The 14,400-nt window shown below is 69.5% G+C and carries 12 protein-coding genes; all 12 read right to left on the minus strand.

Annotation, left to right across the window (positions count from 1 at the left end; translation table 11 throughout):
- The 12 genes from flhF to motA all read right to left on the minus strand — a co-directional run bounded on the left by flhF (nucleotide 1) and on the right by motA (nucleotide 14,301).
- Nucleotides 1-2,484, minus strand: coding sequence for a flagellar biosynthesis protein FlhF (flhF, locus tag KF708C_RS31885; RefSeq protein ID WP_059415738.1), 2,484 nt, complete (start codon nucleotides 2,482-2,484; stop codon nucleotides 1-3).
- 13 nt (nucleotides 2,485-2,497) lie between these two features.
- On the minus strand, nucleotides 2,498-4,588 hold the full coding sequence (gene flhA / locus KF708C_RS31890) for a flagellar biosynthesis protein FlhA (protein ID WP_020205578.1): 2,091 nt from the start codon (nucleotides 4,586-4,588) through the stop codon (nucleotides 2,498-2,500).
- Nucleotides 4,585-5,727, minus strand: a complete 1,143-nt coding sequence (gene flhB / locus KF708C_RS31895; RefSeq protein ID WP_020205577.1) for a flagellar biosynthesis protein FlhB — start codon at nucleotides 5,725-5,727, stop codon at nucleotides 4,585-4,587. The genes flhA and flhB overlap by 4 nt, the downstream gene beginning before the upstream one ends.
- A 187-nt stretch (nucleotides 5,728-5,914) precedes the next feature.
- Entirely contained in the window at nucleotides 5,915-6,550 is a 636-nt protein-coding gene (cheZ, locus tag KF708C_RS31900; RefSeq protein ID WP_029044156.1) for a protein phosphatase CheZ, read from the minus strand.
- A 10-nt stretch (nucleotides 6,551-6,560) separates the two neighbouring features.
- The gene (gene cheY / locus KF708C_RS31905; RefSeq protein ID WP_020205575.1) at nucleotides 6,561-6,956 is read right to left on the minus strand and encodes a chemotaxis response regulator CheY; all 396 of its coding nucleotides are present in this window, start codon (nucleotides 6,954-6,956) and stop codon (nucleotides 6,561-6,563) included.
- A gap of 100 nt (nucleotides 6,957-7,056) precedes the next feature.
- Entirely contained in the window at nucleotides 7,057-8,136 is a 1,080-nt protein-coding gene (locus KF708C_RS31910; protein ID WP_059415739.1) for a protein-glutamate methylesterase/protein-glutamine glutaminase, read from the minus strand.
- A 22-nt stretch (nucleotides 8,137-8,158) separates the two neighbouring features.
- Nucleotides 8,159-8,812: a chemoreceptor glutamine deamidase CheD gene (cheD, locus tag KF708C_RS31915; protein ID WP_020205573.1), complete on the minus strand. Its 654-nt coding sequence runs from the start codon at nucleotides 8,810-8,812 to the stop codon at nucleotides 8,159-8,161.
- On the minus strand, nucleotides 8,812-9,714 hold the full coding sequence (locus KF708C_RS31920) for a CheR family methyltransferase (protein ID WP_059415742.1): 903 nt from the start codon (nucleotides 9,712-9,714) through the stop codon (nucleotides 8,812-8,814). The genes cheD and KF708C_RS31920 overlap by 1 nt, the downstream gene beginning before the upstream one ends.
- A gap of 48 nt (nucleotides 9,715-9,762) precedes the next feature.
- A complete protein-coding gene (cheW, locus tag KF708C_RS31925) occupies nucleotides 9,763-10,257 on the minus strand; it encodes a chemotaxis protein CheW (protein WP_020205571.1) in 495 nt (164 codons plus the stop codon).
- Between the two features lie 31 nt (nucleotides 10,258-10,288).
- Complete coding sequence (gene cheA, locus KF708C_RS31930; RefSeq protein WP_059415744.1) at nucleotides 10,289-12,313, minus strand: chemotaxis protein CheA; 2,025 nt, start codon at nucleotides 12,311-12,313, stop codon at nucleotides 10,289-10,291.
- Between the two features lie 59 nt (nucleotides 12,314-12,372).
- Nucleotides 12,373-13,419 carry a flagellar motor protein MotB gene (gene motB, locus KF708C_RS31935; protein ID WP_059415746.1) on the minus strand — a complete coding sequence of 349 codons (1,047 nt, stop codon included), beginning with the start codon at nucleotides 13,417-13,419 and terminating at the stop codon, nucleotides 12,373-12,375.
- A gap of 18 nt (nucleotides 13,420-13,437) precedes the next feature.
- The gene (gene motA / locus KF708C_RS31940) at nucleotides 13,438-14,301 is read right to left on the minus strand and encodes a flagellar motor stator protein MotA (protein WP_029044407.1); all 864 of its coding nucleotides are present in this window, start codon (nucleotides 14,299-14,301) and stop codon (nucleotides 13,438-13,440) included.
- Nucleotides 14,302-14,400: the final 99 nt, after the last annotated feature.

Raw genomic sequence — 14,400 nt, forward strand, 5'->3', positions numbered from 1 at the left:
CTACTCCCCCTGCACCTGCGCCAGTGCCTTGAACATGCGGCTGCTGTCGGTAAAGGCGTCCGCCTCCGTGGCGGAAGCGACGGTGGAAATGGCGGTGGAAGCGGCGGTGGAGACAGTGGCAGAAACAGCGGCTGAAACAGCGGGCGCCGCATCGCGGACGGCGGCGCGGCCGTTGCGCGCGGGGTAGTTCTCCAGCACGTCCAGCAGCGCCAGCAGGCGGCCCATGCCTTCGACCAGCACCGCGGCGTTCGGGGTCTGGCGCGCCGGCGCGCGCGCCGACAGGCGCGCGAGGAAGGCGGCGGCCTCGGTGTCGCCGGCCTGCTCCAGGCGCAGCGAGGCGATGGCCATCTGCAGGGCCAGCAGGCGCGCGCAGGCCTGGCCCTCGGCCTGGGCGGCATCGCCGGCGCCGTCCTGGCGCTCGCCCTGGCTCAGGTGGTCGAGCGCATGGCCGAGCGTGCGCAGCTGCGCCTCGCCGTCTTCGGCCCAGCGCGCCCAGCGCGCCAGCTGCGCGCCCTCGCCGAGCAGCGCGGGATCGCACAGCAGGTACTGCACGGCCAGGGTCTGGCCGTTGTCGAGATCGACCACGCGCGAGACCAGCAGGCCGGCTTCGATGCCGCCCTCGGCGCCGCGCGCGCCGCGCGCCTGGCTTTCCAGCACGCGCACCGGCGCCTGCGCGACCCACTGCGCGGCGGCGCGGCCGCGGTATTCCATTTCCTCGACGGCGTGGAAGGTCAGCGTGTCGGCCAGCGCGTCGACCTTCAGCGCGGCGCCGCCGCTGACCACGCGCGTGGTCCTGCGGGTGGCGGTGAGCCAGCGCTCGCCCGCGGTCTGCCAGCGCGCCAGCATGGCCGGCGCCGGCATGGCGTCGAGCACGTTGACAACGGTGCGCGTGGCGGCGATGGTGGCGGCCAGGTTGACCGCGTCGGTCTCCCAGCCGCCTTGCGTGGCCTGCAGCACCGGCGCGATACGCCCGCCGGGCGCCACGGCGGCGGCCAGCGGCAAGCCGTCGCGGTCGGCCAGCCACAGCGTGTGCAGCCACGGGCGCGCGGCGCGGCGGCCGGCCGCGGGCGCGGCCACCACGGCGCTCAGCGCGAGCACGAAGCGGTCGCACTGGCGCACCAGGTCGCGGCAGACGGACTCGCGCACGTGCTGCGCCATCAGCCGCGCCGAGGGCGCGCTGTCCGCGCGCTGCTGCCAGAGCGTGCGCACCAGGTCGAAACCGTAGTTGCCGCCGTCGAGCTGGTCGACGCAGTCGCTCACGGCGTTGGCGCTGTCGGTCAGCGAGCGCAGCATGCCGTCGGCGCCGGTGGCGGCGGCGCCTTCGCCGCGCGCGGGCAAGGCGCGGCGCGCGGCTTCGGCCTCGGCGAACACGGAGCCGCGGCGCGGGGTCTGGAAGGCGCGCTCGACCAGGGCGGTGCCGCTGGCCAGCTCCAGGTGCTCGGGCACGCGCTGGCCGGTGGAGGCGTAGTAGACCGGCAGGCGGTGGCGGATCACCACGTCGAGCACCGAGCCCAGGTGCGTGGCTTCGTCGAGCTTGCTGACGATGCAGCCGTCGATGCCGCCGTCGGGCGAGGTGTCGTGGCGGTAGGCGTGCACCACTTCGTTGAGCGTGTCGCCGTGGCTGGCGCCGTTGAGCAGCAGGATGCGCTGCACCGGGGCCTGCACGCCGCCCAGCATGGCGATCTGCTCGGACAGGCTGCGGTCGCGCTGGCTCATGCCGACGGTGTCGATGATGACCAGGTGCTTCTCGCTGAGCGCGGCCAGCGCGAAGCGCAGGTCGGAGGCGTCCTTGACCGCGTGCACCGGCACGCCGAGGATGTCGCCGTAGATGCGCAGCTGCTCGTGCGCGCCGATACGGAAGGTGTCGGTGGTCAGCAGCGCGAGCCGTTCCGGGCCGTGCTTGAGCACGAAGCGCGCGGCCAGCTTGGCGGTGGTGGTGGTCTTGCCCACGCCGGTGGGGCCGACCAGCGCCAGCACGCCGCCCTGCGCGAACAGCGCGTCCTCGTCGCCGAGCACCGGCACCTTGCGCGCCAGCTCCTGGCGGATCCAGGTCATGGCGGCGGGCCGGTCGTGGCCGAGCGGCAGGTGGCCCAGCAGCGTGCGCGCGAGCTGGCCGGAGAAACCGGCCGTGACCAGCCAGTTGAACAGCGAGTCGCGCAGCGGGTCGCCGCCGGTGGCGGGCAGGCTGTGCGTGCCGACGGCCGCGGCCTGGCCGGCGAACTGGCGCTCCATCATGGCGCGCATGTTCTGCAGTTCGCCGCGCAGGTCGCCCAGCGCGCCGTCGACCGCCACGGTGGCCGGCGGCGGCGTGAAGACCGGGGCGTTGCTGGAAATCGCGCCGAGATCGGTGTCGCGCATGGCGACGATCTCCACGCCGCCCTCGACGGTGCGGTTGGACAGCACCACGGCGTCCGGGCCCATCGCCTCGCGCACCTGGCGCAGGGCCTCGCGGCCGTTGGCCGCAACGAATTTAGCTACGCTCATCTTGCGTCATCCCTCACGCTGCGCCGCCGATCATGGCGGTGATCCTGATGTTTCGGTTGTCCGGCACCTCGGCATGCGAGAGCACCTTGAGCTGCGGCATGGTCCGGCGCAGGAAGCGTGCCAGCAGCGGGCGCAGCGGATGCGGCACCAGCAGCACGGGGTCCAGCCCCAGGTGTTCCTGGCGCGATACCGCGGCCTGCGTCTGCTGCAGCAGCGCGTCGGCCAGGCCCGGCTCGATGCCGCCGCCGTTGGTCAGCGCCTGCGACAGCACGCGCTCCAGCCCCGCGTCGAGGCCGATCACCTGCAGGTCCGCGCCGTTGGGGAACCACTGCTGGGTGATGGCGCGGCCCAGCGCCACGCGCACCAGCGCGGTGAGCTCGTTCGGGTCGCTGATCTTGGGCGCGTGCTCGGCCACCACGTCCAGCACGGTGCGCATGTCGCGGATCGGCACGCTTTCGTCGAGCAGGTTCTGCAGGATCTTCTGCAGCGCCGTGAGCGTGATGACCTTGGGCACCAGGTCCTCGGTGAGCTTGGGCGACTCCTTGGCGATGCGGTCCAGCAGCGCCTGCACTTCCTGGCGGCCGAGCAGCTCGGCCGCGTGCAGGTGGATCAGGTGGTTGAGGTGGGTCGCCACCACCGTGCTGGCGTCCACCACGGTGTAGCCGTAGGTCTGCGCCTGCTCCTTGAGCGCGGCGTCGATCCACACCGCCGGCAGGCCGAAGGCCGGGTCCTGCGTGGGCGCGCCGGGCAGCGCGCCGGACACCTGGCCGGGGTTGATGGCCATCCACTGGCCCGGCGAGGCCTCGCCGCGGCCGATCTCCACGCCCTTGAGCGAGATGCGGTAGGCGTTGGGCTTGAGCTCGAGGTTGTCGCGGATGTGCACCACCGGCACCAGAAAGCCGATCTCCTGCGCCACCTTCTTGCGGATGCTCTTGATGCGGCCCAGCAGCTCGCCGTTCTGCGCGCGGTCCACCAGCGGGATCAGGCGGTAGCCCACTTCCATGCCGAGCGGGTCGACCAGCGAGACGTCGTCCCAGCTCGCCTCGGTCGATTCCGGCGCGGTGGCGGGCACGCGCTCCTCGCGCTTCTTGTCCTGCGCCGCCGCCACGTCGCGGCGCGACACGTAGCGGCCGAACCACACCAGCGCGCCGGCGAACAGCAGGAAGGCGAAATGCGGCATGCCGGGGATCAGGCCCATCATGCCGATGATGCCGCCGGTCAGGTACATCACGCGCGGGTTGGAGAAAAGCTGGCCGGTGAGCTGCTGGCCCACGTCCTGCTCGTTGGCCACGCGCGAGACGATCACGCCCGCGGCGGTGGAGATCACCAGCGCGGGGATCTGCGCCACCAGGCCGTCGCCGATGGTCAGCAGCGTGTAGTTGCGCACCGCGGTGGAGAAGTCCAGGTCGTGCTGGAGCATGCCCACCACCATGCCGGCGCCGATGTTGATGAACATGATCAGCAGGCCGGCGATGGCGTCGCCGCGCACGAACTTGCTGGCGCCGTCCATCGCGCCGTAGAAGTCCGATTCCTGCGCCACTTCGGCGCGGCGCTTCTTGGCGCCTTCTTCGTTGATGAGGCCGGCGTTGAGGTCGGCGTCGATCGCCATCTGCTTGCCCGGCATGGCGTCGAGCATGAAGCGCGCGCCGACTTCGGCGATGCGGCCCGCGCCCTTGGTGATGACCATGAAGTTGATCACCACCAGGATGGCGAACACCACGATGCCCACCGCGAAGTTGCCGCCCACCAGGAAGTGGCCGAAGGCCTCGATCACCTTGCCGGCGGCGTCCGGACCGGTGTGGCCCTCGAGCAGCACCACGCGCGTGGAGGCCACGTTGAGCGACAGGCGCAGCAGCGTGGAGAACAGCAGCACCGACGGGAAGGCGGCGAAGTCCAGCGCCTTCTGCGTGTACATGCCCACCAGCAGCACCATGATCGACAGCGCGATGTTGAACGTAAACAGCAGGTCCAGCACGAAGGGCGGCAGGGGCAGGATCATCATGCCCAGGATCATGATGATCAGCAGCGGCCCTGCCAGGGCCTTCATCTGGCCGCCGCCGGCGCGCGCGCCGGGCAGGTTGAACAGCGAGGTCAGTGCGTTCATGCGTGGCTTTCCGGTACGGCGAGTTCGTCAGGCACCAGCAGGTCCGCGGGCGCCTGCGGGTGCGGGCCGTTGGTGTGGTGCCAGTGCTTCAGTTGATAGACCCAGGCCAGCACTTCGGCCACGGCGGTGTAGAGGCCGGACGGGATCTCGTGGCCCAGTTCGACGTGGCGGTGCAGCGCGCGCGCCAGCGGCGGCGCCGACAGCAGCGGCACGTTGTGCTCGGCGGCGATCTCGCGGATGCGCGCGGCCACTTCCTCGCTGCCCTTGGCGACCACGCGCGGCGCGCCCATGCGGCCTTCCTCGTAGCGCAGCGCCACGGCGAAGTGGGTCGGGTTGGTCACGACCACGTCGGCCTTGGGCACCTCGGACATCATGCGGCGGCGCGCCATCGCGCGCTGCTGCTGGCGGATGCGGTTCTTGATGTGGGGGTCGCCCTCGCTGTCCTTGTGCTCCTGCTTGACCTCTTCCTTGGTCATGCGCAGCTTCTTGAAGAAGGTCCAGTACTGCCAGGGCACGTCGAGCGCCGCCACCAGCACCAGCGAGGCGGCGATCAGGCCGCAGCAGTGGAGCACGAACTCCAGCATGTGCAGCAGCGCCTCGTGCAGCGGCGCGTTCATCAGCGCCACCGCCTCGCCCAGGCGGTGCCACAGCACCCAGGCCGCCACGCTGCCCACCAGCAGGGCCTTGGCGATGGCCTTGGCCAGCTCCACCAGCGATTGCGAGGAAAACAGGCGGCCCACGCCCTTGAGCGGGGACAGGCGGGAGAAATCGGGTGCGAGGGACTGGGTGGAGAACAGCCAGCCGCCCAGCAGCATGGGGCCGGCCAGCGCCGCCGCGCCGAACAGCAGCAGCAGCGGCAGGAAGGCCAGCAGGCCTTCCCAGACGTTCATGGCGAAGCGCGACATCATGCGCGAGGTGTCGAACGCCGTGGCCGGCTCGAAGGCCAGGCTGGCTTGCATCACGGCGTTGAGCTTGCTGCCGAGCGTGCCGCCCAGCGCCCACAGGCCGGCCACGCCGCTCATCAGCATCATCAGGGTGGCCAGTTCGCGCGAGCGCACGACCTGCCCTTCCTCGCGCGCCTTTTCCAGGCGCCGGGGTGAGGCGGGTTCGGTTTTCTCGAGATCGCTTTCTTCGGACATGGCCGCTCCGTTACGAAGCGGCATGCTGGCCCTTCGTCAGCAACGATTATCGGAGCGCGAAGCGGCGGGCATTAGCGGGAATAGGGCGGGGATTCTGGCGCTGTTTGCGCGATGGCGCCTCCCCCCGGGGGAGGCGCCGCGGCGCACGCGGGCGCCGCGCGCGGCACCGCGTGCGCCGGTGCGGGGCTCAGAAACCCAGGCTGGCGAGCAGGTCGTCCACCTGCGACTGGTCGGAAACCACGTCGTGCTTGCCTTCGGGGTTGATCTGCGGGCCGTTCATCAACGTGGCGGGGGTGTCCACCCGGCGGTCGGCCGGCACGTTGTCGATCAGCACCTGCAGCAGCTCCTGCTCCAGCGAGCGGATCATGTCCATCATCTTCTTGATGACCTGGCCGGTCAGGTCCTGGAAGTCCTGGGCCATCATGATCTCCAGCAGGTGGCTGCCGGTGGCGCGCGCCTGCTGGGGCACGTCGGTCAGGAAGGCGCGCGTGTCGAGCACCAGCTCGCGCGCGTCGGCCAGCTCGACCGGCTTGTCGAACCAGGCTTCCCAGCGCTTGTCCAGCGCCTCGGCCTGCTTTTCCATGCCGGACTGGAGCGGCTGCGCCAGTTCCACGGCATTGAGCGTGCGCTCGGCGGCCTGCTCGGTCATCGAGGCGATGTAGCTGAGACGGTCGCGGGCGTCGGGGATGGCCTGCGCGGCACGCTCGATTTCCTTGTCGAGCCCCAATTCGCGCATATTGTCGCGCAGCATCCGTGTCAGGGCGCCAATGCGCTGGAAAAGCTGCTCGGCAGATTCGTTGCTGAGAGTCGGAGTCGTCGACATATCGCTCACCTTATGCCCCTTCCTTGGCCAGCTTTTCGAAGATCTTGGTGATCTTCTCGTCGAGCGTGGCGGCCGTGAAGGGCTTGACCACGTAGCCGTTGGCGCCGGCCTGCGCGGCGGCGATGATGTTTTCCTTCTTGGCCTCGGCCGTCACCATCAGCACCGGCAGCTTGGCCAGCGTGGCTTCGGCGCGGATCGCCTGCAGCATGCTCAGGCCGTCCATGTTCGGCATGTTCCAGTCGGACACGACGAACTGGAAGCTGCCGTCCTTGACCTTCTCCAGGCCGGCGGCGCCGTCCTCGGCTTCCTCGACGTTGGAAAAGCCCAGCTCCTTGAGCAGGTTGCGGATGATGCGGCGCATGGTGGGGAAGTCATCGACCACCAGGATCTTCATGTTCTTGTCCACTCTAACGGCTCCAATACAGTTGTGGAAAGTTGCTTCGGTTGTTTCAATACCTGCGCCAGCCGGGCCGCTTGCGCGCGGCCGGGCGGGCGCCAGTGCCCGGTCAGACCCGCTGCGCGCGCGCGCCGAAGGTCGCCAGGCGCGCCATCACGCGCTGGCTCATCGCGTGCAGCGGTACCACCTCATGCACGCCGCCGGCGGCTATCGCCTCCTTCGGCATGCCGAATACGATGCAGGTGCTTTCGTCCTGCGCCAGATTGTAGGCGCCGGCCTCGCGCATGCGCAGCATGCCCTGCGCGCCGTCGCGCCCCATGCCGGTGAGCATCACGCCGATGGCGTTCTTGCCGGCGTGCTGCGCGGCGGAGTCGAACAGCACCTCCACCGACGGGCGATGGCGGTTGACCGCCGGCTCCTGCGACAGGTGGGCCACGTAGTTGGCCCCGCTGCGCGCCAGGCGCAGGTGCGAGTCGCCCGGCGCGATGTAGGCGTAGCCCGGCAGCACGCGTTCGCCGTGCTCCGCTTCCTTGACCGTGATGCGGCACAGGCCGTCCAGGCGCTGCGCGAACGAGCGCGTGAAGCCGGCCGGCATATGCTGCACGATCATCACCGCCGGGCAGTCCGGCGGCATCGGCATCAGGAATTCCTTGATCGCCTCGGTGCCGCCGGTGGAGGCGCCGACGATGATCAGCTTTTCCGTGGACAGCAGCGGGCTGCGCAGCATCGGCGCGGCCGGCGCGGCGGCGTCGCCGGCCGGCGCGGGAGACGCCGTGCGCAGGCGCGCGCGCGCCGCGGCGCGGATCTTGTCGGCGATGGTGTCGGTGTACTCCATCAGGCCGTCGCGGATGCCGAGCTTGGGCTTGGTGACGAAATCCACCGCGCCCAGCTCCAGCGCGCGCATGGTGATCTCGGAGCCGCGCTCGGTCAGCGAGGACACCATCAGCACCGGCATCGGGCGCAGGCGCATCAGGCGCTCGAGGAAGTCCAGCCCGTCCATGCGCGGCATTTCCACGTCGAGCGTGAGCACGTCCGGGTTCAGGCGCTTGATCAGATCGCGCGCCACCAGCGGGTCGGGGGCGGTGCCCACCACCTCCATGTCGGGCTGGCTATTGATGATCTCCGTCATCAGGCTGCGTATCAGCGCGGAATCGTCCACGCACAATACCTTGATCTTGGCCGCACTCATGTCTTGGAAAATCCTTGTCGGTTCAGGAAGCGGCTGCCGACGGCGAACGCCGGGGAAACAGCTCGGCGCCGCCGGTGGCGGGTGCGGTGGCAATGGCGCGGGCCAGCGCGCGTTCGTTGCGCTCGACCACGACCTGGTCGTCCTGCCGCGTGAGGCGGCGCACCAGCGCCAGCCCGGTCAGCGGGAAATAGCTCACGCGGCGCGCGTGCGGGCCGCGCAGGTCCTGCGCGGCCACGCGCACTTCCTCGGTCTTGAGGTACTTGAGCACGAACTCGGCGTTGCGGTCGCCGATGTTGAGCGTGGTCATGTTGGCCAGCACCGCGCCGCCGCCGAAGACCTTGGCCTCGAGCCGCTCGCGGCGCGCGCCCATCTTGAGCAGGTCGTTGATCAGCACTTCGAGCGCGTAGCTGCCGTAGCGCATCGACGCCGACAGCAGGCGGTCCGCGCCGGCGCCGGCACCGTCGTCGTCGGGCAGCATGAAATGGTTCATGCCGCCCACGCCGGCGGTCTCGTCGCGGATGCAGGCCGCCACGCAGGAGCCCAGCACGGTGGTCAGCACCACGTCCTCGCGCGTCACGTAGTACTCGTTGGGCAGCAGCTTGATGGCCTGCTTGCCGAACTCGCGGTCGAAATAGGTGCGGGTGGCGATCGCTTCCGGCAGGTGGGGGGTGCGCATCACGAACCTCCCAGCCGCGCCGACGGCGGCGCCAGCTCGTACACCGTCTGCCCGCGCAGCTGGAACGCGCGCGTGACGTAGGAAAAATTCTCCGAGTGCCCCGCGAACAGCAGGCCGTGCGGCTTGAGCAGCGGCACGAAGCGCTCCAGGATGCGGCCCTGGGTCGGCTTGTCGAAGTAGATCATCACGTTGCGGCAGAAGATCGCGTCGAACTTCTCGCGGATGCCCCAGTCCGGCGCCAGCAGGTTCAGCGGCTGGAAGTCGATGGTGCCCGCCAGGTCCGGCTTGACCTTGACCGCGCCGGCGCGCTGGCCGGTGCCCTTGAGGAAGAAGCGCTTGAGCCGCTCCGCCGACAGCTTGCTGACCTGCTCGGCGGTGTAGACGCCGGCGCGGGCCTTGGCCAGCACCTGGGTGTCGATGTCGGTGGCCAGCACGGTGCCGGCGCGGTCGCCCAGCGCCTCGGCCAGCGTGATGGCGATGGAGTAAGGCTCCTCGCCGGTGGACGCGGCCGAGCACCAGACCGAGTAGGGCCGCCCGATCTTCTTGGCGTGCTCGGCCAGCAGCGGGAAGTGATGCGCCTCGCGGAAGAACGAGGTCAGGTTGGTGGTCAGCGAATTGGTGAAGAACTCCCACTCGTCCGTGCGGTCGTCCGCCTCCAGCATGGCCAGGTAGGTGCCGAAATCGGTGAGCTGCAGCGTGCGCAGGCGCCGCGCCAGGCGGCTGTACACCATCTCGCGCTTGTGGCTGCCCAGCGAGATGCCCGCGCGGCGATGGATCATCGCGCGGATCTTCTCGAAGTCGCGTTCCGTCAACAGGAAGTCCCGCGGCTCGTCGCGCCGCAGCGAGGCGGGCTGCGCCGGCGCGTGGCCGGCGGCGAAGGCGGTGGGGCGGGGCTGCGTCATCTGTTGCCTGCTACGGGATGCTTGATGCTATGGCGGCTGCGGACGGGCTCACGCGAGCTCGGCCTCGACCAGTTCCATCTCGGCGCTGGTCATCAGTTTCTCGATGTCGATCAGGATCAGCATGCGGCCGTCCACGGTGCCGAGGCCGGTGAGGTGCTCGTTGGAGACCGACACGCCGAACTCCGGCGCCGGCTTGATGGCGTCGCCGGTCAGCGTCAGCACGTCGGACACGCCGTCCACCACGATGCCGACCACGCGCCCGGCGATGTTCAGGATGATGACCACGGTCTGGTGGTCGTAGCGCACGTTGCCGAGGCGGAACTTCAGGCGCAGGTCGACGATCGGCACGATCACGCCGCGCAGATTGGTCACGCCCTTGATGAAGTCCGGCGCGTTCGCCAGGCGCGTCACCGCGTCGTAGCCGCGGATCTCCTGCACCTTGAGGATGTCGATGCCGTATTCCTCGCTCCCCAGCGTGAAAACCAGGAACTCCTGCCCCGCGGCTTCGCTTCCGGGGGTATCGATGTGTCCGATGCCGGCCATGATGTGTTGTTCTCCTGAGCGTTAAGCAACGTTATGCAAGTACCGGGTCCTGCCGGCGCACGCCGGTGCGCTGCAGCGCGCCGACGTCCACGATCAGCGCCACGCTGCCGTCGCCCAGGATGGTGGCGGCGGAGATGCAGGGCACCTTGCGGTAGTTGGTTTCGAGATTCTTCAGCACCACCTGGTGCTGGCCGATGAGCTGGTCCACCAGCAGCGCGAAGCGCTTGCCTTCGGCCTGCAGGATCACGGCGATGCCCTGGGTCGGCTCCTGCACGGCTTCGTCCACGTTGAACACGCGGTGCAGTTCCAGCAGCGGCAGGTATTCGCCGCGCACGTGCATCACGCGGTCGTTGTTGGCCGCGGTGTGCACGTCCTCGGGCTTGGGCTGCAGCGACTCCATCACGCAGTTCAGCGGCAGGATGAAGGTTTCCGCGCCGACCTTGACCGACATGCCGTCGAGAATGGCCAGCGTGAGCGGCAGCACGATGCGCGTGGTGGTGCCCTGGCCGGCGCGCGAGCTGACCTCGACGTGGCCGCCCATTTCCTGGATGTTGCGCTTGACCACGTCCATGCCCACGCCGCGCCCGGAGAGATCGGTCACGGCCTCGGCGGTGGAGAAGCCCGGCGCGAAGATCAGTTGCCAGACTTCGTCGTCGCTGATGTTCTCCGACACCGGCAGGCCGTTCTGCACGGCCTTGGCCAGGATCTTGTCGCGGCGCAGGCCGCCGCCGTCGTCGCTGACCTCGATCACGATGTTGCCGCCGTGGTGCTGCGCGGACAGGATCAGCTGGCCGGTCGGCTCCTTGCCGGCGGCCACGCGCTTGTCCGGCGTCTCGATGCCGTGGTCGAGGCTGTTGCGCACCAGGTGGGTGAGCGGGTCGATGATGCGTTCGATCAGGCTCTTGTCGAGCTCGGTGGCCTTGCCGAACGTGACCAGGTCGATCTGCTTGCCGAGCTTGCCGGCAAGGTCGCGCACCAGGCGCGGGAAGCGCGAGAACACGTAGTCCATCGGCATCATGCGGATCGACATCACCGCTTCCTGCAGGTCGCGCGCGTTGCGCTCGAGCTGGCCCATGCCGGAGAACAGGCGGTCGAACAGCACCGGGTCGAGCGCCGAGGCGGTCTGCGCCAGCATCGACTGCGTGATGACCAGCTCGCCGACCAGGTTGATGATCTGGTCCACCTTCTCGGTGGGCACGCGGATCGAGCCGGACTCCTGCGCGTGGGCGGCGGCGGCCGGCGCGGCCTTGGCCTTTTCCTTGGCCGGGGCGGGCGCGGCGGCCGGCGCGGCAGCGGCGGGAGCGGGGGCCGGCGCCGGCGCGGCGGCCGCCGGCGGGGCCGCTTCGGCGGCGGCCGGGGCGGCCGGCGCATCGGCCGCTTCCACCACGATCTGGTCGCCGTCGACGATGAAGCAGCACACCGCGATGATGTCATCGGGGCTGCACTGGGTCGACAGCCACACGGTGAGGTTGGCGCCCTCTTCCTTCTGGCCGGTGATCTCGCCGAGGTTGCCGAGCTCGTCGCGCAGCAGCGCCTGGTCGGCCGCCGAGACGTTGACCAGCGTCACCTTGAGGCCGCCGCCGCCGGCTGCCGGCGCGGGCGCGGCTGCCACCGGGGCCGGCGCGGGCGCCGCGGCGGGCGCGGGCGCGCCGCCGCCGGCGGTCTCCAGCGCCAGTTGTTGCAGGACGGCGCAGATGCGCGCCAGCGTTTCCGGATCGGGTTCGGTACCGTTACGGTAGGCGTTGAGCTGATCTTGCAACACGTCCTTGGTTTCCAGAAAAGTGTCGATGATGGTGCGGGACAACGTCAGCTCCCGCCGCCGCGTGCGGTCGAGCAGGTTCTCCAGCAGGTGCGTGGTTTCGGTCAGTGCCGCAAAGCCGAAGGTGGCCGCACCGCCCTTGATGGAGTGGGCCGCGCGGAAGATGGCGTTGAGCTCTTCCGCGTCGGGGGATTCGAGATCCAGCCCGAGCAGCAGCTGCTCCATTTCCACGAGGAGCTCCTCGGCTTCCTCGAAGAAGGTCTGATAGAACTGTGTGATATCGATATCGACAGACATAACCGTCCTGGCTCACTGAAATTGGCGGTGAAGGCCGCCGCCGGCATGGCGGGCGGACTTCATTGAACACGGCTCCTGCTGGCTGGAGCCTGGGCCGGGGGCGCGGCGGGATTGCTTGGTGCGGTGGCGGGCGCGGCCGGCGCTGCGGTGGCCGCGGGCGCCGGGGCCGAGGCCGCGGCGGGCGCGGAGGCGGCGGACAGCTCCGCCTGCATTTCCTTGCCCACCTCGCCCGCCTTGGCCGACACCGTGACCTCGGCGGCGCTGGCGTTCTCGGCCTCGATGCGGGCCTGCGCGCGCTGGTTCAGCACCACGATGCTGATGCGGCGGTTGATCGGCGCCAGCTCGTCCTTCTTGTCGAGCGGCATGGTCGCGGCCAGGCCGATCACGCGCAGCACCTTGCCTTCGTTCATGCCGCCGGCGACCAGCTCGCGCCGCGACGCGTTGGCGCGGTCCGACGACAGCTCCCAGTTGCTGTACGTGCGCTCGCCGTTGGAATAGTTGGCCGCGTCGGTATGGCCCGACAGGCTGACCTTGTTGGGCATCTCGTTGAGCACCGGGCCGATCTCGCGCAGGATGGTGCGCATGTACGGCTCGACCGCGGCGCTGCCGGTGCGGAACATCGGGCGGTTCTGCGTATCCAGGATCTGGATGCGCAGGCCCTCGCTGGTGATGTCCAGCAGCAGCTGCGGGCGGAACTGGCGCAGCACCGGGTTGTTCTCGATGATCTGCTCGAGCCGGTTCTTGAGCGCGCGCAGGCGCTCGCCTTCCTGGCGCTCGCGGGCCTTCTGCGCGGCGTCGTCGGCGCTCTTGCGCACGTCGCCGTCCTGGCGCGTGACGTCCATGCCGCCGCCGGGAATCACGCTCGACGACAGGCTGCTCTTGTTGCCGCCCGCCACCGCCACCTTGAGCGGCGTGCGGAAATACTCCGCGATCTGCACCAGGTCCTTCGGCGTCGACGCGCGCAGCAGCCACAGCACCAGGAACAGCGCCATCATCGCCGTCATGAAGTCGGCGTAGGCAATCTTCCAGCTGTGGTTGCCGTGCGGCTTCGCGTGTTGGCGCGACTTGCGGACGACAATCGGACGCATGTCGTGGGCGTTGCTCATGGCTGTAGCTCCTGCCGCTTAGGTGATGCTCTTGACCTCGCGGACGTGGTCGTCCAGCTCGAGGAAGGAGGGGCGTTCGCTGGAGTACAGCACCTTGCGGCCGAACTCGACGGCCACCAGCGGGGCGTAGCCGTTGAGCGAGGCAAGCAGCGTGACCTTGATGCACTCGTACATCTTGAGGGACTCGGCCACCTGGTGCTCGACGCGCGCGGCCAGCGGCGAGACGAAGCCGTAGGCCAGCAGGATGCCGAGGAAGGTGCCGACCATCGCGTGGGCGATCAGCGCGCCGAGTTCCGCCGGCGGCAGGTCCGCCGAGGCCAGCGCGTGCACCACGCCCATCACCGCGGCGACGATGCCGAAGGCCGGCAGGCCGTCGCCGACGCGCGACAGCGCGTGGGCGGGCACCTCAGCCTCGTGGCGGTAGGTCTCGATCTCGTGGTCCATCAGGGCCTCGATCTCGAAGGCATTCATGTTGCCGTTGACCATCATGCGCAGGTAGTCCGTGAGGAACTCCATCATGGCCGGGTCGGCGAGGATGCGCGGATACTGGCTGAACACGCTGCTGGCCGCGGGGTCCGCGATTTCCTTCTCGAGGAACAGGATGCCTTCGCGGCGGGCCTTGGACAGCAGCACGTACAGCAGCGCCATCACTTCCATGTACAGCGCCTTGCTGTACTTGCTGCTGCGGAACAGCGTCGGCAGCGCGCGCAGGGTGGCCTTGATGGCCTTGCCGTTGTTGGAACTGATGAACGCGCCGATTGCGGCACCGGCGATGATGACCAGCTCTGCCGGTTGATAAAGCGCGCCCATATGGCCACCGGTCATGGCGTATCCACCAAGCACCGCCGCCATCACGACAACATAGCCAATTACAACTAGCACGATCGATTCCCCGTCAGTAAAACACGCCAGGCACGCACAAGGCTCGCCCGGCCGGGATGGGCGCAAGCGCGCCCGCCCCGCCCTGGGGCTCACCGGCCG

It is taken from the genome of Cupriavidus basilensis (genome assembly GCF_000876015.1).
Taxonomy (GTDB): Bacteria; Pseudomonadota; Gammaproteobacteria; order Burkholderiales; family Burkholderiaceae; genus Cupriavidus; species Cupriavidus basilensis_B.

What these genes read in the sequence shown, in the direction of transcription:
- flhF (WP_059415738.1), bottom strand. Translation starts at nt 2,484, where the DNA reads ATGAGCGTAGCTAAATTCGTTGCGGCCAACGGCCGCGAGGCCCTGCGC.
- flhA (WP_020205578.1), bottom strand. Translation starts at nt 4,588, where the DNA reads ATGAACGCACTGACCTCGCTGTTCAACCTGCCCGGCGCGCGCGCCGGC.
- flhB (WP_020205577.1), bottom strand. Translation starts at nt 5,727, where the DNA reads ATGTCCGAAGAAAGCGATCTCGAGAAAACCGAACCCGCCTCACCCCGG.
- cheZ (WP_029044156.1), bottom strand. Translation starts at nt 6,550, where the DNA reads ATGTCGACGACTCCGACTCTCAGCAACGAATCTGCCGAGCAGCTTTTC.
- KF708C_RS31910 (WP_059415739.1), bottom strand. Translation starts at nt 8,136, where the DNA reads ATGAGTGCGGCCAAGATCAAGGTATTGTGCGTGGACGATTCCGCGCTG.
- cheD (WP_020205573.1), bottom strand. Translation starts at nt 8,812, where the DNA reads ATGCGCACCCCCCACCTGCCGGAAGCGATCGCCACCCGCACCTATTTC.
- KF708C_RS31920 (WP_059415742.1), bottom strand. Translation starts at nt 9,714, where the DNA reads ATGACGCAGCCCCGCCCCACCGCCTTCGCCGCCGGCCACGCGCCGGCG.
- cheW (WP_020205571.1), bottom strand. Translation starts at nt 10,257, where the DNA reads ATGGCCGGCATCGGACACATCGATACCCCCGGAAGCGAAGCCGCGGGG.
- cheA (WP_059415744.1), bottom strand. Translation starts at nt 12,313, where the DNA reads ATGTCTGTCGATATCGATATCACACAGTTCTATCAGACCTTCTTCGAG.
- motB (WP_059415746.1), bottom strand. Translation starts at nt 13,419, where the DNA reads ATGAGCAACGCCCACGACATGCGTCCGATTGTCGTCCGCAAGTCGCGC.